General features: G+C 60.7%; 17 protein-coding genes. 15 read left to right on the forward strand and 2 right to left on the reverse strand.

The window, feature by feature from the left end; all coding sequences use genetic code 11:
- Nucleotides 1–31 precede the first annotated feature (31 nt).
- Complete coding sequence (gene gltA / locus ACF8SD_RS15645; RefSeq protein ID WP_173888260.1) at nucleotides 32–1,321, reverse strand: citrate synthase; 1,290 nt, start codon at nucleotides 1,319–1,321, stop codon at nucleotides 32–34.
- A gap of 352 nt (nucleotides 1,322–1,673) precedes the next feature.
- Between gltA and sdhC the strand changes: the two genes are divergently transcribed.
- The 11 genes from sdhC to ACF8SD_RS15700 all read left to right on the forward strand — a co-directional run bounded on the left by sdhC (nucleotide 1,674) and on the right by ACF8SD_RS15700 (nucleotide 15,776).
- Nucleotides 1,674–2,060, forward strand: coding sequence for a succinate dehydrogenase, cytochrome b556 subunit (gene sdhC / locus ACF8SD_RS15650; RefSeq protein WP_008091902.1), 387 nt, complete (start codon nucleotides 1,674–1,676; stop codon nucleotides 2,058–2,060).
- A complete protein-coding gene (gene sdhD, locus ACF8SD_RS15655; RefSeq protein WP_008091903.1) occupies nucleotides 2,054–2,422 on the forward strand; it encodes a succinate dehydrogenase, hydrophobic membrane anchor protein in 369 nt (122 codons plus the stop codon). Before sdhC ends, sdhD begins: the two co-directional genes overlap by 7 nt.
- A 3-nt stretch (nucleotides 2,423–2,425) precedes the next feature.
- Nucleotides 2,426–4,198 (forward strand): succinate dehydrogenase flavoprotein subunit, encoded by a 1,773-nt coding sequence (gene sdhA / locus ACF8SD_RS15660; RefSeq protein WP_009684709.1) that lies wholly within the window; start codon nucleotides 2,426–2,428, stop codon nucleotides 4,196–4,198.
- A gap of 11 nt (nucleotides 4,199–4,209) precedes the next feature.
- The gene (locus ACF8SD_RS15665) at nucleotides 4,210–4,914 is read left to right on the forward strand and encodes a succinate dehydrogenase iron-sulfur subunit (RefSeq protein ID WP_009684708.1); all 705 of its coding nucleotides are present in this window, start codon (nucleotides 4,210–4,212) and stop codon (nucleotides 4,912–4,914) included.
- Nucleotides 4,915–5,160: 246 nt separating this feature from the next.
- Nucleotides 5,161–7,992, forward strand: a complete 2,832-nt coding sequence (locus ACF8SD_RS15670; protein WP_173888263.1) for a 2-oxoglutarate dehydrogenase E1 component — start codon at nucleotides 5,161–5,163, stop codon at nucleotides 7,990–7,992.
- A gap of 42 nt (nucleotides 7,993–8,034) precedes the next feature.
- On the forward strand, nucleotides 8,035–9,258 hold the full coding sequence (odhB, locus tag ACF8SD_RS15675; RefSeq protein WP_054881175.1) for a 2-oxoglutarate dehydrogenase complex dihydrolipoyllysine-residue succinyltransferase: 1,224 nt from the start codon (nucleotides 8,035–8,037) through the stop codon (nucleotides 9,256–9,258).
- 96 nt (nucleotides 9,259–9,354) lie between these two features.
- Nucleotides 9,355–10,791: a dihydrolipoyl dehydrogenase gene (lpdA, locus tag ACF8SD_RS15680; protein ID WP_173888265.1), complete on the forward strand. Its 1,437-nt coding sequence runs from the start codon at nucleotides 9,355–9,357 to the stop codon at nucleotides 10,789–10,791.
- A gap of 172 nt (nucleotides 10,792–10,963) precedes the next feature.
- A complete protein-coding gene (gene sucC / locus ACF8SD_RS15685) occupies nucleotides 10,964–12,130 on the forward strand; it encodes an ADP-forming succinate--CoA ligase subunit beta (RefSeq protein ID WP_003254205.1) in 1,167 nt (388 codons plus the stop codon).
- Complete coding sequence (gene sucD, locus ACF8SD_RS15690) at nucleotides 12,130–13,014, forward strand: succinate--CoA ligase subunit alpha (RefSeq protein ID WP_003254203.1); 885 nt, start codon at nucleotides 12,130–12,132, stop codon at nucleotides 13,012–13,014. The genes sucC and sucD overlap by 1 nt, the downstream gene beginning before the upstream one ends.
- A gap of 483 nt (nucleotides 13,015–13,497) precedes the next feature.
- A complete protein-coding gene (gene brnQ, locus ACF8SD_RS15695) occupies nucleotides 13,498–14,811 on the forward strand; it encodes a branched-chain amino acid transport system II carrier protein (RefSeq protein WP_173888267.1) in 1,314 nt (437 codons plus the stop codon).
- 215 nt (nucleotides 14,812–15,026) lie between these two features.
- The gene (locus tag ACF8SD_RS15700) at nucleotides 15,027–15,776 is read left to right on the forward strand and encodes a DUF599 domain-containing protein (RefSeq protein ID WP_009684701.1); all 750 of its coding nucleotides are present in this window, start codon (nucleotides 15,027–15,029) and stop codon (nucleotides 15,774–15,776) included.
- A gap of 65 nt (nucleotides 15,777–15,841) precedes the next feature.
- On the opposite strand, the gene ACF8SD_RS15705 is transcribed toward ACF8SD_RS15700, so the two are convergent.
- A complete protein-coding gene (locus ACF8SD_RS15705) occupies nucleotides 15,842–16,105 on the reverse strand; it encodes a hypothetical protein (protein ID WP_009684700.1) in 264 nt (87 codons plus the stop codon).
- Between the two features lie 152 nt (nucleotides 16,106–16,257).
- On the opposite strand from ACF8SD_RS15705, the gene ACF8SD_RS15710 reads away from it, so the two are divergent.
- The 4 genes from ACF8SD_RS15710 (at nucleotide 16,258) to ACF8SD_RS15725 (ending at nucleotide 19,976) form a co-directional block, all read left to right on the forward strand.
- The gene (locus tag ACF8SD_RS15710; RefSeq protein ID WP_173888269.1) at nucleotides 16,258–16,734 is read left to right on the forward strand and encodes a PaaI family thioesterase; all 477 of its coding nucleotides are present in this window, start codon (nucleotides 16,258–16,260) and stop codon (nucleotides 16,732–16,734) included.
- A complete protein-coding gene (locus ACF8SD_RS15715; protein WP_173888271.1) occupies nucleotides 16,731–17,213 on the forward strand; it encodes a PaaI family thioesterase in 483 nt (160 codons plus the stop codon). Before ACF8SD_RS15710 ends, ACF8SD_RS15715 begins: the two co-directional genes overlap by 4 nt.
- A 69-nt stretch (nucleotides 17,214–17,282) precedes the next feature.
- The gene (gene htpG / locus ACF8SD_RS15720; protein ID WP_029887686.1) at nucleotides 17,283–19,187 is read left to right on the forward strand and encodes a molecular chaperone HtpG; all 1,905 of its coding nucleotides are present in this window, start codon (nucleotides 17,283–17,285) and stop codon (nucleotides 19,185–19,187) included.
- 63 nt (nucleotides 19,188–19,250) lie between these two features.
- Nucleotides 19,251–19,976, forward strand: coding sequence for a dienelactone hydrolase family protein (locus tag ACF8SD_RS15725; RefSeq protein ID WP_009684696.1), 726 nt, complete (start codon nucleotides 19,251–19,253; stop codon nucleotides 19,974–19,976).
- Nucleotides 19,977–20,034 lie beyond the last annotated feature (58 nt).

A 20,034-nucleotide genomic window follows, 5' to 3' on the forward strand; every position in this document is an offset into this window, starting at 1 on the left:
AGGGCAGCCTTTTGCTATCGGCTGATAAAGCTTACTTGCGGTCCTTCAGCGCAACGAGGTCGCGCTTCTGCTCGCCGGTGTACAGCTGGCGCGGACGGCCGATCTTGTACGGGCTGGAGAGCATTTCTTTCCAGTGCGAGATCCAGCCCACGGTACGTGCCAGGGCGAAGATCACGGTGAACATGCTGGTTGGAATGCCGATCGCCTTGAGGATGATCCCCGAGTAGAAGTCGACGTTCGGGTACAGCGAGCGCTCGATGAAGTATGGATCGGTCAGTGCGATCTCTTCCAGGCGCATGGCCAGTTCCAGCTGCGGGTCGTTCTTGATGCCCAGCTCGCGCAGTACTTCATCGCAGGTCTGTTTCATCACGGTGGCGCGCGGGTCACGGTTTTTGTACACGCGGTGACCGAAGCCCATCAGCTTGAACGGGTCGTTCTTGTCCTTGGCCTTGGCGATGAAGGTGTCGATGTTCGAGACATCGCCGATTTCATCGAGCATGGTCAGTACGGCTTCGTTGGCACCGCCGTGCGCCGGGCCCCACAGGGCAGCGATGCCTGCGGCGATACAGGCGAACGGGTTGGCACCGGACGAGCCGGCCAGGCGTACGGTGGAGGTGGAGGCGTTCTGCTCATGGTCGGCATGGAGGATGAAGATCCGGTCCATTGCCTTGGCCAGTACCGGGCTGATCGGTTTGATCTCGCACGGGGTGTTGAACATCATGTGCAGGAAGTTTTCCGCGTACGACAGGTCGTTGCGCGGGTACATCATCGGCTGGCCCATGGAGTACTTGTAAACCATCGCCGCCAGGGTCGGCATCTTCGCGACCAGGCGCACCGCGGAGATTTCGCGGTGTTGCGGGTTATTGATGTCCAGGGAGTCGTGGTAGAACGCCGACAGGGCGCCGACCACACCGCACATGACCGCCATCGGGTGGGCGTCGCGGCGGAAACCGTTGAAGAACGACTTCAGCTGCTCGTGAACCATGGTGTGGTTTTTCACGGTGCTGACGAACTGCGCCTTCTGCTCGGCATTCGGCAGTTCGCCGTTGAGCAGCAGGTAGCAGGTTTCGAGGTAGTCGGATTGCTCGGCGAGCTGTTCGATCGGGTAGCCGCGGTGCAGCAGGATCCCTTTGTCGCCGTCAATGTAGGTGATCTTCGACTCGCACGAGGCGGTCGCCATGAAACCTGGGTCGAAGGTGAAGTGACCAGTGGCCCCTAACCCGCGGACGTCGATTACATCAGGACCAACGGTGCCGGTTAAAATGGGCAGCTCGACGGGGGCAGCGCCCTCGATGACCAACTGCGCTTTTTTGTCAGCCATGTGGCCTCCTATTAATGCTTGAAATCATCAGACAGACCCCCCACGCAGGGCCCGCACCACTATAGAGGGATAAATTCAGATGTCAATTTGCCTAAAGGCTTGTTGAATCAGGCATTCAAGCCTGATTTTTCCCGAAATTCTCGCCCATTTACGCCTTTTGTTCATTAAAGGCAATGCGCTATTTGGGCTACCCCGTCACGTTGTCATAAGCAGCCTAACTGTCTATACTCGGCACCCGACCGCCAAGGGCTTGCAAGCCCGAACTGCTGGGGGTCGCCGTTCCCTGGGTGGTGGGTACCTGACCAGTACACTTACCAACAACTTTGCCCTGATTCGCTAGGGGCTCTTCAGTGTGAAAAAAGCCGTGAAAAGCCAACGACCTGTAAACCTAGACCTAAGGACCATCAAGCTCCCTGTCACTGCGTACACGTCCATCCTGCACCGTATCTCCGGCGTCATCCTGTTCATCGGCCTTGCCATCATGCTTTATGCATTGGGCAAATCGCTGGGTTCCGAGGAAGGCTTCGGCGAGGTGAAGGCGTGTCTGACCAGCCCGCTGGCCAAGTTCGTGACCTGGGGGCTGTTGTCTGCCCTGCTTTATCACCTCGTGGCAGGTGTTCGTCACCTGATCATGGACATGGGCATCGGCGAGACGCTGGAAGGCGGCAAGCTGGGCTCGAAAATCGTGATCGTCATCTCCGTGGTGCTGATCGTTCTGGTGGGAGTTTGGGTATGGTAACCAATGTCACGAACCTGTCGCGTTCGGGCCTCTATGACTGGATGGCGCAGCGCGTATCTGCGGTCGTTCTCGCGGCTTATTTCATCTTCCTGATCGGCTACGTGGTCGCCCACCCAGGCATCGACTACACCCAGTGGCATGGTCTGTTCTCCAACAACGCGATGCGAATCTTCAGCTTGCTGGCCCTCGTTGCCCTCGGCGCTCACGCCTGGGTCGGCATGTGGACCATTGCTACCGACTACCTGACGCCTATGTCGTTCGGCAAGTCGGCAACTGCGATTCGTTTCCTGTTCCAGGCGGTATGCGGCGTTGCGATGTTCGCTTACTTCGTCTGGGGTGTGCAGATTCTCTGGGGTATCTGATCCATGGCTAGCATTCCAACCATTTCTTTCGACGCCATCATCATCGGTGGCGGCGGCGCCGGCATGCGCGCAGCGCTGCAACTGGCCCAGGGCGGCCACAAGACGGCCGTAGTCACCAAGGTCTTCCCAACCCGTTCGCACACTGTATCGGCCCAGGGTGGCATCACCTGCGCCATCGCTTCGGCCGACCCGAACGACGACTGGCGCTGGCACATGTACGATACCGTCAAGGGTTCCGACTACATCGGTGACCAGGACGCTATCGAATACATGTGTCAGGAAGGCCCGGCTGCCGTGTTCGAGCTGGACCACATGGGCCTGCCGTTCTCGCGTACCGAAACCGGCCGTATCTACCAGCGCCCGTTCGGTGGCCAGTCCAAGGACTTCGGTAAAGGTGGCCAGGCCGCCCGTACCTGCGCGGCGTCCGACCGTACCGGTCATGCGCTGCTGCATACCCTGTACCAGGGTAACCTCAAGGCCGGCACCACCTTCCTCAACGAGTACTACGCCGTTGACCTGGTGAAAAACAAGGAAGGCGCTTTCGTTGGTGTGATCGCGATCTGCATCGAAACCGGCGAAACCATGTACATCAAGTCCAAGGCTACCGTGTTGGCCACTGGCGGTGCCGGTCGTATCTACGCCTCCACCACCAACGCCCTGATCAACACCGGTGACGGTATCGGCATGGCCCTGCGTGCAGGCGTTCCGGTGCAGGACATCGAAATGTGGCAGTTCCACCCGACCGGCATCGCCGGCGCCGGTGTACTGGTCACCGAAGGTTGCCGTGGTGAGGGTGGCTACCTGATCAACGCCCACGGCGAGCGCTTCATGGAGCGTTACGCGCCGAACGCCAAAGACCTGGCCGGCCGCGACGTGGTCGCCCGTTCCATGGTCAAGGAAATCATCGCCGGCAACGGCGTGGGCCCGAACAAGGACCACGTATTGCTGAAGCTGGACCACCTGGGTGAAGAAGTGCTGCACAGCCGCCTGCCAGGTATCTGCGAGCTGTCCAAGACCTTCGCCCACGTCGACCCGGTTGTCGCACCGGTGCCGGTGGTTCCAACCTGCCACTACATGATGGGTGGTGTTGCTACCAACATTCATGGCCAGGCCATCACCATGGACGAAGAAGGCAAGGATCACATCATCCCTGGCCTGTTCGCCGTAGGTGAAGTTGCGTGCGTATCGGTACACGGTGCCAACCGCCTGGGCGGCAACTCGCTGCTCGACCTGGTGGTATTCGGCCGTGCTGCCGGCCTGCACCTGGAGAAGGCGCTGAGCGACGGCATCGAGCACCTCGACGCCAGCGACACCGATATCGACGTTGCCCTGAACCGCCTGAACAAGCTCAACGAGCGTACTTCCGGTGAAGACGTAGCCAGCCTGAAGCGCGAGCTGCAGAGCTGCATGCAGAACTACTTCGGTGTGTTCCGTACCGGCGAATACATGCAGAAGGGTATCGAGCAACTGGCCGGCCTGCGTGAGCGCATCGCCAACGTCAAGATCAACGACAAGTCCCAGGCCTTCAACACCGCGCGTATCGAAGCGCTGGAGCTGCAGAACCTGCTGGAAGTCGCCGAAGCTACCGCCATCGCGGCCGAAGCCCGTAAAGAGTCCCGTGGCGCTCACGCCCGTGAAGACTTCGAAGACCGTGACGACGAAAACTGGCTGTGCCACACCCTGTACTACCCGGGTGAGAAGCGCGTTGCCAAGCGTGGCGTCAACTTTGCGCCGAAGACTGTTCCAGCCTTCGAACCTAAAGTCCGGACTTACTAAGGGTGACTGCTATGTTGAAAGTCGAAGTTTATCGTTACAACCCGGATACCGATTCGGCGCCAAAAATGGAGTCGTTCGACGTCGATACCGGCGGCAAGGACCTGATGGTGCTGGACGTACTGGCCCTGATCAAGGAAAAGGACGAAGGTTTCTCGTACCGTCGTTCCTGCCGTGAAGGCGTGTGCGGTTCCGACGGCATGAACATGAACGGCAAGAACGGCCTGGCCTGCATCACCCCGCTGTCGGCGGTGGTCAAGGGCAACAAGCTGGTTCTGCGCCCTCTGCCAGGCCTGCCGGTCATTCGTGACCTGGTGGTCGACATGAGCATCTTCTACAAGCAGTACGAGAAGGTGAAGCCGTTCCTGCAGAACGACACGCCGGCCCCGGCCATCGAGCGCCTGCAGTCGCCGGAAGACCGCGAAAAGCTGGACGGCCTGTACGAGTGCATCCTGTGCGCTTGCTGCTCGACTTCCTGCCCGTCGTTCTGGTGGAACCCGGACAAGTTCCTGGGCCCGGCCGCGCTGCTGCAGGCCTACCGCTTCCTGGCCGACAGCCGCGACACCAAGACTCAGGAGCGCCTGGCGTCCCTGGATGACCCGTTCAGCGTATTCCGCTGCCGCGGGATCATGAACTGCGTGAACGTTTGCCCGAAAGGTCTCAACCCGACCAAGGCAATCGGCCACGTACGTAACATGCTGCTGCAAAGCGGCACCTGATACACAGTGTTGTACCTGCAGTAAGCCAAGGTGCGGGCGGTGAGCCCGCACTGAGGTAAAACCCGAGCAAGGGCCCAAAAAGCCTGCGCTCATTACCTATGAAGATATGAGACCAGCAGGGGCTTTCCGGGCTGGTACCCGGAAAATCAGCAGGATCCAGGTGGCGTGGTTCAGTCGCTGTTTTCGGACTTTTCCAGGTTTGCTTCGGCTCTCGCCGATCAGTCCCCTAATCGAGGGTGACCAAGCATGCAAGAAAGCGTGATGCAGCGCATGTGGGATAGCGCCCACCTTTCAGGTGGTAACGCTGCATATGTGGAAGAGCTCTACGAGCTCTACCTGCACGACCCTAACGCTGTGCCAGAAGAGTGGCGCACTTACTTCCAGAAGTTGCCAGCCGACGGCAGCACCGCTACTGATGTATCGCACTCGACAATCCGCGACCATTTCGTACTGCTGGCAAAGAACCAGCGCCGCGCCCAACCGGTATCTGCCGGGAGCGTGAGCAGTGAACACGAGAAGAAGCAGGTTGAAGTTCTGCGACTGATCCAGGCCTATCGTATGCGCGGCCATCAGGCTGCCAAGCTCGACCCGTTGGGGTTGTGGCAGCGCCCTGCGCCCGTAGACCTGTCGATCAATCACTACGGCTTGACCAATGCCGATCTTGATACGACCTTCCGTGCCGGCGACCTGTTCATCGGCAAAGAGGAGGCGAGCCTACGCGACATCTTCGATGCACTCCAGAAGACATATTGTCGCACCATTGGCGCCGAGTTCACCCACATCGTCGATTCCGAGCAGCGCAGCTGGTTCCAGCAGCGCCTGGAAAGCGTGCGCGGCCGTCCGGAGTTCTCCGCTGACGTGCAGGCCCACCTGCTCGAGCGCGTCACCGCCGGTGAAGGCCTGGAAAAATACCTGGGCACCAAGTACCCAGGCACCAAGCGCTTCGGCCTGGAAGGTGGTGAGAGCCTGATCCCGATGCTGGACGAAATGATCCAGCGTTCCGGCTCCTACGGCACCAAGGAAGTGGTCATCGGCATGGCCCACCGTGGTCGTCTGAACGTACTGGTGAACACCTTCGGCAAGAACCCGCGCGAGCTGTTCGATGAGTTCGAAGGCAAGAAAATGAACGAGCTGGGCTCCGGTGACGTGAAATATCACCAGGGCTTCTCCTCGAACGTGATGACCTCCGGTGGCGAAGTGCACCTGGCCATGGCGTTCAACCCGTCCCACCTGGAAATCGTTTCGCCGGTGGTCGAGGGTTCGGTGCGCGCCCGTCAGGACCGCCGCAACGACACCGTTGGCGACAAGGTGCTGCCGATCTCGATCCACGGCGACGCTGCATTCGCCGGCCAGGGTGTGGTCATGGAAACCTTCCAGATGTCGCAGACCCGCGGTTTCAAGACCGGCGGCACCGTGCACATCGTGATCAACAACCAGGTTGGTTTCACCATCAGCAACCCGCTGGACGCGCGCTCCACCGAGTACGCCACTGACGTGGCCAAGATGATCCAGGCGCCGATCCTGCACGTGAACGGCGATGACCCGGAAGCAGTGCTGTTCGTCACCCAGCTGGCCATTGACTACCGCATGCAGTTCAAGCGTGACGTGGTCATCGACCTGGTCTGCTACCGCCGTCGCGGCCACAACGAGGCCGACGAGCCGAGCGGCACCCAGCCGCTGATGTACCAGCAGATCACCAAGCAGCGTACCACCCGCGAGCTGTACGCCGAGTCGCTGATCCAGGCTGGCCGTATCGATGCCGAGCGTGCCCAGGCGAAGATCGACGAGTACCGCAACGCGCTGGACAACGGCCTGCACGTGGTGAAAAGCCTGGTCAAGGAGCCGAACCGCGAGCTGTTCGTCGACTGGCGCCCCTACCTGGGCCATGCCTGGACTGCGCGTCACGACACCCGCTTCGACCTCAAGACCTTGCAGGACCTGTCGGCCAAGCTGCTGGAAATCCCGGAAGGCTTCGTCGTCCAGCGCCAGGTGGCGAAGATCTACGAAGACCGCCAGAAGATGCAGGCCGGTGGCTTGCCGATCAACTGGGGCTATGCAGAGACCATGGCTTACGCCACCCTGCAGTTCGAAGGTCACCCGATCCGCATGACCGGCCAGGACATCGGCCGTGGCACCTTCTCGCACCGCCATGCAGTGCTGCATAACCAGAAGGATGCCAGCACCTACGTACCGCTGAAGAACCTGTTCCCGGGCCAGCCGATGTTCGAGCTGTACGACTCCTTCCTGTCGGAAGAAGCCGTGCTGGCCTTCGAATATGGCTACTCGACCACCACGCCGAACGCGCTGGTGATCTGGGAAGCCCAGTTCGGCGACTTCGCCAACGGTGCGCAAGTGGTCATCGACCAGTTCATCACCAGCGGCGAGCACAAGTGGGGTCGCCTGTGTGGCCTGACCATGCTGCTGCCGCACGGCTATGAAGGGCAGGGCCCGGAGCACTCCTCCGCGCGCCTGGAGCGTTACCTGCAGCTGTGTGCCGAGCACAACATCCAGGTCTGCGTGCCAACCACGCCGGCGCAGATCTACCACCTGCTGCGTCGTCAGGTCATTCGCCCGCTGCGCAAGCCGCTGATCGTGCTGACACCGAAGTCGCTGCTGCGTCACAAACTGGCCGTTTCGACCCTGGAAGACCTGGCCGAAGGCTCGTTCCAGACCGTGATCCCGGAAATCGACAACCTCGATCCGGCCAAGGTCGAGCGCTTGGTCCTGTGCGGCGGCAAGGTCTACTACGACCTGCTGGAGAAACGCCGTGCCGAGGGCCGCGAAGACATCGCCATCGTGCGTATCGAGCAGCTGTACCCGTTCCCGGAGGACGACCTGGTCGAAATCCTGGCGCCGTACACCAACCTCCAGCATGCCGTGTGGTGTCAGGAAGAGCCGATGAACCAGGGTGCCTGGTACAGCAGCCAGCACCACATGCGCCGTATCCTGGGCCGCCACAACAAGGCACTGGTCCTGGAATACGCCGGCCGCGACGCTTCCGCCGCGCCAGCTTGTGGTTACGCTTCGAAGCACGCCGAACAGCAGGAAAAACTGCTGCAAGACGCCTTCACTGTCTAACGCCTTCGCGCACCTGAAACCGAATTTAAGGAAATACAGATAATGGCTATCGAGATCAAAGCCCCAACCTTCCCGGAATCGGTTGCCGATGGCACCGTTGCCACCTGGCACAAGAAGCCGGGCGAAGCCGTCAAGCGTGACGAGCTGATCGTCGACATCGAGACCGACAAGGTCGTCCTGGAAGTGCTGGCTACCGCTGACGGCGTGCTGGGCGACATCGTCAAGGGCGAGGGCGACACCGTCCTGTCCGACGAGGTGCTGGGTTCGATCGTTGAAGGCGGCGCTGCTGCCGCACCTGCCGCCGCCGCTGCACCTGCCGCTGCACCCGCTGCGGCAGCTGCCGATGCTGGCGAAGACGACCCGGTCGCCGCCCCGGCTGCGCGCAAGCTGGCTGAAGAAAACGGTATCGACCTGGCCAGCGTTGCCGGTACCGGCAAAGGCGGTCGCGTCACCAAGGAAGACGTGGTTGCAGCTGTTGCCAACAAGAAGTCGGCACCTGCCGCTGCGCCGGCTGCCAAGCCTGCTGCCGCTGCTGCTGCTCCGGTGGTCACCGCTGCTGGCGACCGTACCGAGAAGCGCGTACCGATGACCCGCCTGCGTGCCAAGATCGCCGAGCGCCTGGTAGAAGCCCAGTCGAGCATGGCCATGCTGACCACCTTCAACGAAGTGGACATGACCGAAGTCATGGCCCTGCGTTCGAAGTACAAGGACCTGTTCGAGAAGACCCACAACGGCGTGCGCCTGGGCTTCATGTCGTTCTTCGTCAAGGCTGCCACCGAGGCGCTGAAGCGTTTCCCGGCGGTCAACGCCTCGATCGACGGCAACGACATCGTCTACCACGGCTATGCCGACGTCGGCGTCGCGGTGTCCAGCGACCGTGGCCTGGTGGTACCGGTACTGCGTAACGCCGAATCGATGAGCCTGGCCGAAATCGAAAACGGCATCGCCACCTTCGGCAAGAAGGCCCGTGACGGCAAGCTGTCGATCGAAGAGATGACCGGTGGCACCTTCACCATCACCAACGGCGGTACTTTCGGTTCGATGATGTCGACCCCGATCGTCAACCCGCCGCAGGCCGCGATCCTCGGCATGCACAACATCATCCAGCGCCCGATGGCCGTTAACGGCCAAGTGGTGATTCGCCCGATGATGTACCTGGCGCTGTCCTACGATCACCGCCTGATCGATGGCAAGGAAGCGGTAACCTTCCTGGTGACCATCAAGAACCTGCTGGAAGATCCGTCTCGCCTGCTGCTGGACATCTAATCGCGCGGCTGTAAGCTGCGAGCGGCAAGCTTCAAGTCGAAGCCTGTCTGTCTCGCAGCTTGCAGCTTGCTGCTTGAAGCTCAAAAGGAATCTTTTATGACCCAGAAATTCGACGTAGTGGTAATCGGTGCAGGTCCTGGCGGTTATGTCGCTGCCATCAAGGCCGCACAACTCGGTCTGAAGACTGCCTGTATCGAGAAGTACACCGACGCCGAGGGCAAGCTGGCCCTGGGCGGCACCTGCCTGAACGTCGGTTGCATTCCTTCCAAGGCCCTGCTGGACAGCTCCTGGAAGTACAAGGAAGCCAAAGAAAGCTTCAACGTGCATGGTATCTCCACCGGTGAAGTGAAGATGGACGTTGCCGCGATGGTTGGCCGCAAGGCTGGCATCGTCAAGAACCTGACCGGTGGCGTGGCCACCCTGTTCAAGGCCAACGGTGTTACTTCGATCCAGGGCCACGGCAAGCTGCTGGCGGGCAAGAAGGTCGAAGTCACCAAGGCTGACGGCACCACCGAAGTGATCGAAGCCGAGAACGTGATCCTGGCCTCCGGCTCGCGTCCGATCGACATTCCGCCAGCGCCTGTCGACCAGAACGTCATCGTCGACTCCACCGGCGCCCTGGAATTCCAGGCCGTACCCAAGCGCCTGGGCGTGATCGGTGCTGGCGTCATCGGCCTGGAGCTTGGCTCGGTGTGGGCTCGCCTGGGTGCTGAAGTCACCGTGCTGGAAGCCCTGGACACCTTCCTGATGGCTGCCGACACTGCCGTGTCGAAAGAAGCCCAGAAGACCCTGACCAAACAAGGCCTGGACATCAAGCTGGGCGCTCGCGTCACCGGCTCGAAAGTCAACGGCGACGAAGTCGAAGTCACCTACACCAACGCCGAAGGCGAGCAGAAGATCACCTTCGACAAGCTGATCGTTGCGGTCGGACGTCGTCCGGTGACCACCGACCTGCTGGCTTCCGACAGCGGCGTGACCATCGACGAGCGCGGCTACATCTACGTCGATGACCACTGCGCGACCAGCGTGCCGGGCGTTTATGCCATCGGTGACGTGGTGCGTGGCCTGATGCTGGCGCACAAGGCCTCGGAAGAGGGCATCATGGTGGTTGAGCGCATCAAGGGCCACAAGGCCCAGATGAACTACGACCTGATCCCTTCGGTGATCTACACCCACCCGGAAATCGCGTGGGTCGGCAAGACCGAACAAGCCTTGAAGGCCGAGGGTGTTGAGGTTAACGTAGGCACCTTCCCGTTCGCGGCCAGCGGCCGTGCGATGGCGGCCAACGACACCGGTGGTTTCGTCAAGGTCATCGCCGACGCCAAGACCGACCGCGTGCTGGGTGTACACGTGATTGGCCCATCGGCTGCCGAACTGGTGCAGCAGGGCGCAATCGCAATGGAATTCGGCACCAGTGCCGAGGACCTGGGCATGATGGTCTTCAGCCATCCAACCCTGTCCGAAGCGCTGCATGAAGCAGCGCTGGCTGTGAATGGCGGCGCCATTCACGTGGCCAACCGTAAGAAGCGTTAATCATAAGAAACCACGGCGGGCAGCCCGTCGTGAGTCTTGCGTGCATGACTCACCGCGGAACGTCCGCCGGACCGGATCACATGGGATAACCCGGGGTCAACGGTCACAGGTGGCGCGGCGCCAGTGATGGCGCAGCGCCGAAGCGCAGTACCTAACGAAGACGGTAAAAAGCATGAATCTTCACGAGTATCAGGGTAAGCAGCTGTTCGCTGAGTACGGCCTGCCAGTTTCCAAGGGTTTCGCAGTCGATACCCCTGAGCAAGCTGCAGAAGCCTGCGACAAGATCGGCGGGAACGAGTGGGTAGTCAAAGCCCAGGTTCACGCGGGTGGTCGCGGTAAAGCGGGCGGCGTCAAGCTGGTTCGCAGCAAGGAAGACGCCAAGGCGTTCGCTGCACAGTGGTTGGGCAAGAATCTGGTTACCTACCAGACCGATGCCAACGGTCAACCCGTCTCCAAGATTCTGGTCGAATCCTGCACTGACATCGCCAAAGAGCTGTACCTGGGCGCTGTAGTCGATCGTTCGAGCCGCCGCATCGTGTTCATGGCCTCCACCGAAGGTGGCGTGGACATCGAGAAGGTCGCTCACGAAACGCCTGAGAAAATCCTCAAGGCCACCATCGACCCACTGGTTGGCGCACAGCCGTTCCAGGGTCGCGAGCTGGCATTCCAGCTGGGCCTGGAAGGCAAGCAAGTTCAACAGTTCGCCAAGATCTTCGTAGGCCTGGCCAAGCTGTTCAAGGATCACGACCTGGCGCTGCTGGAAGTGAACCCGCTGGTGATCAAGGCCGATGGCGACCTGCACTGCCTCGATGCCAAGATCAACATCGACGCCAACGCCATGTACCGTCAGCCTAAGCTGAAAACCTTCCACGACCCGTCGCAGGACGACGCCCGTGAAGCCCACGCTGCCAAGTTCGAACTGAACTACGTTGCCCTGGAAGGCAATATCGGCTGCATGGTCAACGGTGCCGGCCTGGCCATGGGTACCATGGACATCGTCAACCTGCACGGCGGCAAGCCTGCCAACTTCCTCGACGTTGGCGGCGGTGCTACCAAAGAGCGCGTTACCGAAGCGTTCAAGATCATTCTGTCCGACAGCAATGTCGCGGCCGTTCTGGTCAACATCTTCGGCGGCATCGTTCGTTGCGACATGATTGCCGAAGGCATCATCGGTGCAGTGAAAGAAGTCGGCGTGAAGGTTCCGGTCGTCGTTCGCCTTGAAGGCAACAACGCCGAACTGGGCGCTAAAGTACTGGCAGAAAGCGGTTTGAACATCATTGCGGCAACCAGCCTGACCGACGCTGCTCAACAAGTTGTCAAAGCTGCGGAGGGCAAGTAATGAGCGTCCTGATCAATAAAGACACCAAAGTCATCTGCCAGGGCTTCACCGGCTCGCAGGGTACTTTCCACTCCGAACAGGCCATCGCCTACGGCACCAAGATGGTCGGCGGCGTAACCCCAGGCAAGGGTGGCACCACCCACCTGGGCCTGCCGGTGTTCAACACCGTGAAGGAAGCCGTGGAAGCTACCGGCGCTGATGCTTCGGTCATCTACGTACCGGCTCCTTTCTGCAAGGACTCGATCCTGGAAGCAGCCTTCGGCGGCATCAAGCTGATCGTCTGCATCACCGAAGGCATTCCAACCCTGGACATGCTGGATGCCAAGGTCAAGTGCGACGAGCTGGGCGTGACCCTGATCGGCCCTAACTGCCCAGGTGTCATCACCCCGGGCGAGTGCAAGATCGGCATCATGCCAGGCCACATCCACCTGCCAGGCAAGGTCGGTATCGTGTCGCGCTCCGGCACCCTGACCTACGAAGCTGTGAAGCAGACCACCGACGCCGGCTTCGGCCAGTCGACCTGTGTCGGTATCGGTGGTGACCCGATCCCGGGCTCCAACTTCATCGATATCCTGAAGCTGTTCCAGGAAGACCCGAAGACCGAAGCGATCGTCATGATCGGCGAGATCGGCGGTTCGGCTGAAGAAGAAGCAGCGGCCTACATCAAGGCCCACGTGACCAAGCCTGTCGTTTCCTACATCGCTGGTGTTACCGCACCTGCGGGCAAGCGCATGGGCCACGCTGGCGCCATCATTTCTGGCGGCAAAGGCACTGCAGACGAGAAGTTTGCAGCCCTGCAGGACGCGGGCGTGAAAACCGTGCGTTCCCTGGCCGACATCGGCAAGGCCCTGGCCGAGCTGACCGGTTGGGAAGCCAAGAAGTAATACCGCTACACCCCCCACGCGCACAGAGGCCACCTTCGGGTGGCCTTTGTCGTTTGTGGGTTTTCGGTATTCCTGTGCCGACCTCTTCGCGGGCTTGCCCGCTCCCACAGGTATCACCACAGGTTCTGAATGTGGTGAGCCCTGTGGGAGCGGGCAAGCCCGCGAAGAGGCCAGAGCAGGCGCTGTAGATTTTTCGATGGGTTTGATAGGAATTTTCATACAGACGCGGCTTTTAAACCGAGGATAATTCCCTCTGTCTTCGGTCGCACAGACGACAAACATGTACGCACATCGGACAAGCAGCACTGTTCCAGTGCGTTTGACTGACAAAACGGTTACATTACGCGCTCACTCTGTGCCCGTACCCCAAAAGGGAACGACACGCTAAACGGGTCTGGCCTATCAAGCCGGGCAGCATTTCCCCTCATCCAAAGGGAAATCCCCTCTCGAATCCCGATTTCAGCAGTGTGGTACTACCTTAAAATGAAAGTTCTCAAAGGCCAGGATATCCTGGCGCTTGGCTTTATGACGTTTGCGCTTTTTGTGGGTGCAGGCAACATCATCTTCCCGCCTATCGTCGGCCTGCAGTCCGGCCCCCATGTGTGGATGGCGGCCCTGGGCTTCCTGGTCACGGCCGTAGGCTTGCCGGTCATCACTGTGGTCGCCCTGGCCAAGGTCGGTGGTGGCATGGATGCCCTGAGCAGCCCGATCGGCAAATTCTTCGGCGGCTTGCTGGCGGCTGTCTGCTACCTGTCGGTCGGCCCCTTGTTCGCCACCCCGCGTACCGCGACCGTTTCGTTCGAAGTGGGTGTTGCTCCGCTGACCGGGGAAAGCCCGCTGGCGCTGTTCATCTACAGCCTGGTGTATTTCGCAGTGGTGCTGGCCGTGTCGATGTACCCCGGCAAGTTGCTCGATACCGTGGGCCGCTTCCTGGCGCCGCTGAAGATCATCGCCCTGGCCGTACTGGGGATTGCCGCCTTTGCCCTGCCGGCAGGGGGCATGGGTGACGCGCAGCCGGCTTATGCGGCAGCGGCCTTCTCCAAAGGCTTCTCCGATGGCTACCTGACCATGGATACCCTGGGGGCCCTGGTGTTCGGTATCGTCATCGTCAACGCCATCCGCTCGCGCGGTGTCGAGTCGCCGAAGCTGATCACCCGTTATGCCATTATCGCCGGCCTTATCGCCGGTGTCGGCCTGGCCCTGGTCTACATCAGCCTGTTCCGTCTGGGCGCCACCAGCCATGATATCGCGGCAGATGCCACCAATGGCGCGGCCGTTCTGCATGCCTACGTGCAGCACACCTTCGGTTCGTTGGGCAGCGGCTTCCTTGCGGTGCTGATCGCCCTGGCCTGCCTGGTGACTGCGGTGGGCCTGACTTGCGCGTGCGCCGAGTACTTCAGCCAGATCCTGCCGCTGTCGTACCGCGCCCTGGTGGTGATCCTGGCCGGTTTCTCGCTGTTGATTTCCAACCTTGGCCTGACCAAGTTGATCATGTTCTCGATCCCGGTACTGACCGCCATCTACCCGCCCTGCATCGTGGTCGTCGGCCTGAGTTTCGTCAAAGACCTGTGGCATTCGCCGACCCGTATCCTGGCGCCGGTCATGCTGGTGTCGCTGGTGTTCGGCATGGTCGATGCGATCAAGGGCAGCAGCCTTGCCCACATGCTCCCGGACTTCATGGCGCACCTGCCGTTGAGCGATGCCGGCATGGCCTGGCTGGTGCCGTCGGTGGTAACCCTGGTGGGCGCCGTCGCCTGCGACCGCATGCTGGGCAAGCCGCGCGAAGCGCTGGCCTGACGCGCCGGGCCAAGCCTTGGGGCGGCACCGGCCACAAGCCGAAGGGTGCCCGCCAAGGTGCAAGCTGCAGAGCCCCGTATCGGCAACGATGCGGGGCTTTTTTCTGGCCCACACCGGCAGTACGAATTTCAGCAGGAATGTGTGCCTTTTGCCGCTTGCCAGCGTCGAAACCCGGTCCCTATCCTTCAGGCACCTGGCCTTTTCGGGAATCCTGCATGAATTTCATCCAAAGCAACCTCAACAACCTGCTGGCCGTCGCCTGGTTCGCCCTGTGCTGGGGTGGTTATACCCGGTATGCAATCTGGAAAGGGCGCGACACCGCATGCCTGGCCAGCGTGCTGCACCTGTACCGTGAAGACTGGATGCGGCGCATGTTGCTGCGCGATAACCGTATTGCCGATGCCAGCGTGATCGGCAACCTGGAGCGCAACGCCTCGTTCTTCGCCTCCAGCACCTTGATCATTCTGGCCGGCATCCTCACCGTGCTGGGGGCCTCCGACAGGGCGCTGTCGCTGTTGGCCGACCTGCCGCTGGTGCAGCAGACTTCGCAGGGCATGTCGGAGATCAAGTTGTTGTGCCTGGCCATGGTCTTCGTGTATGCCTTCTTCACCTTCAGCTGGTGCATGCGCCAATACAACTTTGCTGCCGTACTGGTTGGTTCGGCACCGATGATTGGCGAACGGCAGGTCAACGAACTGGAGCGCAAGGCGTTCGCCTCGCGGGCGGCACGGGTGTTGTCGCTGGCGGCCAACCAGTTCAACCTTGGTTTACGCTCTTACTACTTCGGCATGGCCATGTTGAGCTGGTTCATCAGCCCGTGGTTGTTCATGGGCATGAGTGTGGGTGTTGTATTGATCTTGTACCGTCGGGAGTTCCATTCCGATGTGCTGGAGGTGATGGTCTTTACCCCCACGGATAGTGTCAGCAGCGAGCCATTGAAAGAGGGTGGTGTGGCAGTGAACTGAAACGATTAACCGTGAACTCAACGCAAAAAAAACCCGACAACGTCGGGTTTTTTTTATCGGGCTGATTACTGCTTGGCAGGTTCTGCCGGCGCCGGAGTAGCCGGGGCGGCTTCTTCGGCAGCCTTTTGCTCGGCTTCAGCCTGATCTTTGGCAGCTTCGGCGTTTTCCTTGGCGGCGTCGTTCATTTTATCCTGAGCTTCGCCCATCTTTTCCTGGGCTTGCTCGGCATGTTCCTGCGCATCTTGGGCTTTGTCTTCGCTCGCTTTATCGCAAGCAGCCAGGCCCATGGCAGCAGCCAGCATCAGAGCAAAAGCAAATGGTTTACGCATGGGGGTGTTTCTCCTTGGTGTGATAAGTGACTTGTTCCTTCGAGTGCAGCCACTTGGAATAAGTTCAACGAAGGTTTCAGATATATAACGCCCCGTTCTACATGGACTTTTGAACCCACCTATGCCGTTTGGAAGGGACGTGGTAACAGCCTATGAGTGATTCGACCTTGATGTCCATGGCCGAGCGTTTTCTTTCGGCATTGAAACACTGCCAGTTGTTGCAGATGCGTGTGGCACAGGCTGATGAAACTGGCATGACGCTGGTCCTGCCCTGGTCGCCGGCCATTGTCGGCAACCCGCAAACCGGTGCCGTACACGGTGGGGCGCTGACAACTCTGATGGATACCACCTGCGGCATGGCCACGCTATGCGTACTGCCGCACTTCGAGGTATGCCCGACCCTGGATCTGCGCATCGACTACATGCACCCGTCGGTACCGGGCAAGGACATCCATGGGCATGCCCAGTGTTACCGGGTGACCCGCGACGTGATCTTTACCCGTGGCAGCGCCTACCAGGACGACCCCGAGCGGCCAATCTGCCAGGTGGTGGGTACCTTCATGCGGTTGGGCCCGCAGGTCAAGGGCGGCATCCGCTTCGGCAGCAGCCTGAAGGAGGGCGGGTCATGATTCCGCCTGCCATTCGCCAGCAACTCAACGCAGCACATGCGCAAGGTGACTACCGCCCCTTGCTGGCATTGATCCCTTACGCGGGGTTGATCGGCATCGAATGCCAGCGCGAGGGGGATGACCTGCTGTTCCGCCTGCCGGCCAATCCGGACACTGTCGGCAACCCCCTCTTGCCCGCTATCCATGGCGGGGTGATTGCCGGCTTCATGGAGCTGTCGGCAGCGCTGTACCTGCTGATCTACAGCGACAGCGCCAGCATTCCGAAGATCATCGATTTCTCCATCGACTACCTGCGCGCCGGGCTGTTGCGCGATACCTATGCCCAGTGCCAGTTGTGGCGCCAGGGGCGCCGGGTAACCAACGTGGCCATAACCGCCTGGCAGGGCGACCGCCAGTCGCCGATCGCCACGGCCCGCGCGCATTTCAAGATCGACCCGCAAAAGCCCTTGAAATCATCCGGGCAGCCCCCATCTGCATGACATCCGCCGTTAAAGCAGGCTGTACCGCCCGCCAGGCGCCATTGCAAACAGATCGGAGTTTTGAAGACCATGAGTGTGGAGACTCAAAAAGAAACGCTTGGCTTCCAGACCGAGGTAAAGCAACTGCTGCACCTCATGATCCATTCCTTGTATTCGAACAAGGAGATCTTCCTGCGTGAGCTGATCTCCAACGCCTCCGACGCCGCCGACAAGCTGCGCTTCGAGGCGCTGGCCAAGCCAGAGTTGCTGGAAGGCGACGCCGACCTGAAGATTCGCCTGAGCTTCGACAAGGAGGCGGGTACCGTGACCCTCGAGGACAACGGTATCGGCATGAGCCGCGAAGACGTCATCACCCACCTGGGCACCATCGCCAAGTCCGGCACTGCCGACTTCATGAAGAACCTCACCGGTGACCAGAAGAAGGACTCGCACCTGATCGGCCAGTTCGGCGTGGGCTTCTATTCCGCGTTCATCGTTGCCGACAAGGTTGACGTGTACAGCCGTCGCGCCGGCCAGCCGGCTGCCGAAGGCGTGCATTGGTCGTCCCGTGGCGAGGGTGAGTTTGAAGTCGCCACTGTCGACAAGCCCCAGCGCGGCACCCGCATCGTCCTGCACCTGAAGAAGGACGAGCAGGAGTTCGCCGATGGCTGGCGCCTGCGCAACGTGGTCAAGAAGTACTCCGACCATATCGCCTTGCCTATCCAGTTGCCGAAAGAGCAGGCGGCTGCCGAAGGTGAAGAGCAGCCGGCCGAAGAGTGGGAAACCGTCAACCGTGCCAGCGCCTTGTGGACCCGTTCGCGCAGCGACGTGAAGGACGAGGAATACCAGGAGTTCTACAAGCACATCGGCCACGACTTCGAGAACCCGCTGGCCTGGAGCCACAACAAGGTCGAAGGTAAGCTTGAATACAACTCGCTGCTGTATGTACCGGCCCGCGCGCCGTTCGACCTGTACCAGCGCGAAGCGCCACGCGGCCTGAAGCTGTATGTACAGCGCGTGTTCATCATGGACCAGGCCGAGTCGTTCCTGCCGCTGTACCTGCGCTTCATCAAAGGTGTGGTCGACTCCAACGACCTGTCGCTGAACGTGTCGCGTGAAATCCTGCAGAAAGACCCGATCATCGACTCGATGAAGACCGCGCTGACCAAGCGCGTGCTGGACATGCTGGAGAAGTTGGCGAAGAACGAGCCTGAGCAGTACAAGGGTTTCTGGAAAAACTTCGGCCAGGTGCTGAAGGAAGGCCCGGCCGAAGACTTCGCCAACAAAGAGAAGATTGCCAGCCTGCTGCGTTTTGCCTCCACCCACGACGACAGCGGCGAGCAGAGCGTTGCCCTGGCCGACTACCTGGCGCGCGCCAAGGAAGGCCAGGACAAGATCTACTACCTCACCGGTGAGTCCTACGCGCAGGTCAAGAACAGCCCGCACCTGGAAGTCTTCCGCAAGAAAGGCATCGAAGTGTTGCTGCTGACCGACCGCATCGACGAGTGGCTGATGAGCTACCTCAACGAATTCGACGGCAAGGCCTTCGTCGATGTCGCCCGCGGCGACCTGGACCTGGGCAAGCTGGACTCCGAAGAGGACAAGAAAGCCCAGGAAGAAGTCGCCAAGGACAAGGAAGGCCTGGTCGAGCGCCTGAAAGGTGCATTGGGTGACAGCGTGGCCGAAGTGCGCGTGTCGCACCGCCTGACCGACTCGCCGGCGATCCTGGCCATTGGTGAGCAGGACCTTGGCCTGCAGATGCGCCAGATCCTTGAGGCCAGTGGGCAGAAAGTGCCGGAGTCCAAGCCGATCTTCGAGTTCAACCCGAGCCACCCGCTGATCGACAAGCTGGACAACGAGCAGAGCGAAGACCGTTTCGCCGAGCTCTCGCATATCCTCTTCGATCAGGCGGCCCTGGCGGCCGGGGACAGCCTGAAAGACCCGGCAGCGTACGTTCGTCGCCTGAACAAGCTGCTGGTCGAGCTGTCTGCTTGAGTTGATGCAGAGGAAAGCCCGCTTCGGCGGGCTTTTTTATGACGAGTGCCAATGGAGTGCCTGATGAGCAAAGTAATCGTCGAATCGCTGGTGTATCACCTGTCCGGCCGAACCTACGAAAGCCGCCTGGTCTACGAGCCCGGTGCGCTGGGGCGCCCGGGCCTGGTCATGGCACCTAACTGGATGGGCATTGGCGAAGGTGCCGAACGCATCGCCAAGGAAGTGGCCGAAAAGGGCTATGTGGTGTTGCTCGCCGACCTGTATGGGCAGTCGGTGCGCCCGTCCAATGCGGACGAAGCGGGCGCAGCGATGATGCCGCTCAAGAATGACCGCGGCGAACTTCGCAAGCGCATGCAGGAGGCCCTGGCCCAGTTGCTGGGGCAGTCCAAGGCGCTGCTGGAGCCTGGCAAAGTTGCCACCTTCGGCTTCTGCTTTGGGGGTTGCTGTGCGCTGGAGCTGGCGCGCAGCGGCGCCGACTTGCGTGCGGCAGTGTCGTTCCACGGCACATTGGACACGCCGAACCCCGAGGATGCCAAGCGCATCAAGGGCTCGGTGCTGGTGCTGCACGGTGCATCGGACCCATTGGTGCCGAAAGAGCAGCTGCCGGCATTCGAAGACGAGATGAATGCGGCCAAGGTCGACTGGCAGTTGCTCAGCTATGGCGGGGCCGTGCATTCGTTCACCGACCCTGGCGCCAATGTGCCGGGCAAGATGCAGTATGACCGGCGCACCTCGGAGCGGGCGTTCCGTTCGATGCATAACCTGCTGACTGAAGTGTTCCAGCGCTGATCGCATAGTGGGGCTGCTGTGCAGCCCTTCGCGGGCTTGCCCGCTCCCACAACTCTCA

It is taken from the genome of Pseudomonas sp. CJQ_9 (assembly GCF_043106615.1).
GTDB lineage: Bacteria > Pseudomonadota > Gammaproteobacteria > Pseudomonadales > Pseudomonadaceae > Aquipseudomonas > Aquipseudomonas juntendi.

What these genes read in the sequence shown, in the direction of transcription:
- gltA (WP_173888260.1), bottom strand. Translation starts at nt 1,321, where the DNA reads ATGGCTGACAAAAAAGCGCAGTTGGTCATCGAGGGCGCTGCCCCCGTC.
- sdhD (WP_008091903.1), top strand. Translation starts at nt 2,054, where the DNA reads ATGGTAACCAATGTCACGAACCTGTCGCGTTCGGGCCTCTATGACTGG.
- sdhA (WP_009684709.1), top strand. Translation starts at nt 2,426, where the DNA reads ATGGCTAGCATTCCAACCATTTCTTTCGACGCCATCATCATCGGTGGC.
- ACF8SD_RS15665 (WP_009684708.1), top strand. Translation starts at nt 4,210, where the DNA reads ATGTTGAAAGTCGAAGTTTATCGTTACAACCCGGATACCGATTCGGCG.
- ACF8SD_RS15670 (WP_173888263.1), top strand. Translation starts at nt 5,161, where the DNA reads ATGCAAGAAAGCGTGATGCAGCGCATGTGGGATAGCGCCCACCTTTCA.
- odhB (WP_054881175.1), top strand. Translation starts at nt 8,035, where the DNA reads ATGGCTATCGAGATCAAAGCCCCAACCTTCCCGGAATCGGTTGCCGAT.
- lpdA (WP_173888265.1), top strand. Translation starts at nt 9,355, where the DNA reads ATGACCCAGAAATTCGACGTAGTGGTAATCGGTGCAGGTCCTGGCGGT.
- sucC (WP_003254205.1), top strand. Translation starts at nt 10,964, where the DNA reads ATGAATCTTCACGAGTATCAGGGTAAGCAGCTGTTCGCTGAGTACGGC.
- sucD (WP_003254203.1), top strand. Translation starts at nt 12,130, where the DNA reads ATGAGCGTCCTGATCAATAAAGACACCAAAGTCATCTGCCAGGGCTTC.
- brnQ (WP_173888267.1), top strand. Translation starts at nt 13,498, where the DNA reads ATGAAAGTTCTCAAAGGCCAGGATATCCTGGCGCTTGGCTTTATGACG.
- ACF8SD_RS15700 (WP_009684701.1), top strand. Translation starts at nt 15,027, where the DNA reads ATGAATTTCATCCAAAGCAACCTCAACAACCTGCTGGCCGTCGCCTGG.
- ACF8SD_RS15705 (WP_009684700.1), bottom strand. Translation starts at nt 16,105, where the DNA reads ATGCGTAAACCATTTGCTTTTGCTCTGATGCTGGCTGCTGCCATGGGC.
- ACF8SD_RS15710 (WP_173888269.1), top strand. Translation starts at nt 16,258, where the DNA reads ATGAGTGATTCGACCTTGATGTCCATGGCCGAGCGTTTTCTTTCGGCA.
- ACF8SD_RS15715 (WP_173888271.1), top strand. Translation starts at nt 16,731, where the DNA reads ATGATTCCGCCTGCCATTCGCCAGCAACTCAACGCAGCACATGCGCAA.
- htpG (WP_029887686.1), top strand. Translation starts at nt 17,283, where the DNA reads ATGAGTGTGGAGACTCAAAAAGAAACGCTTGGCTTCCAGACCGAGGTA.
- ACF8SD_RS15725 (WP_009684696.1), top strand. Translation starts at nt 19,251, where the DNA reads ATGAGCAAAGTAATCGTCGAATCGCTGGTGTATCACCTGTCCGGCCGA.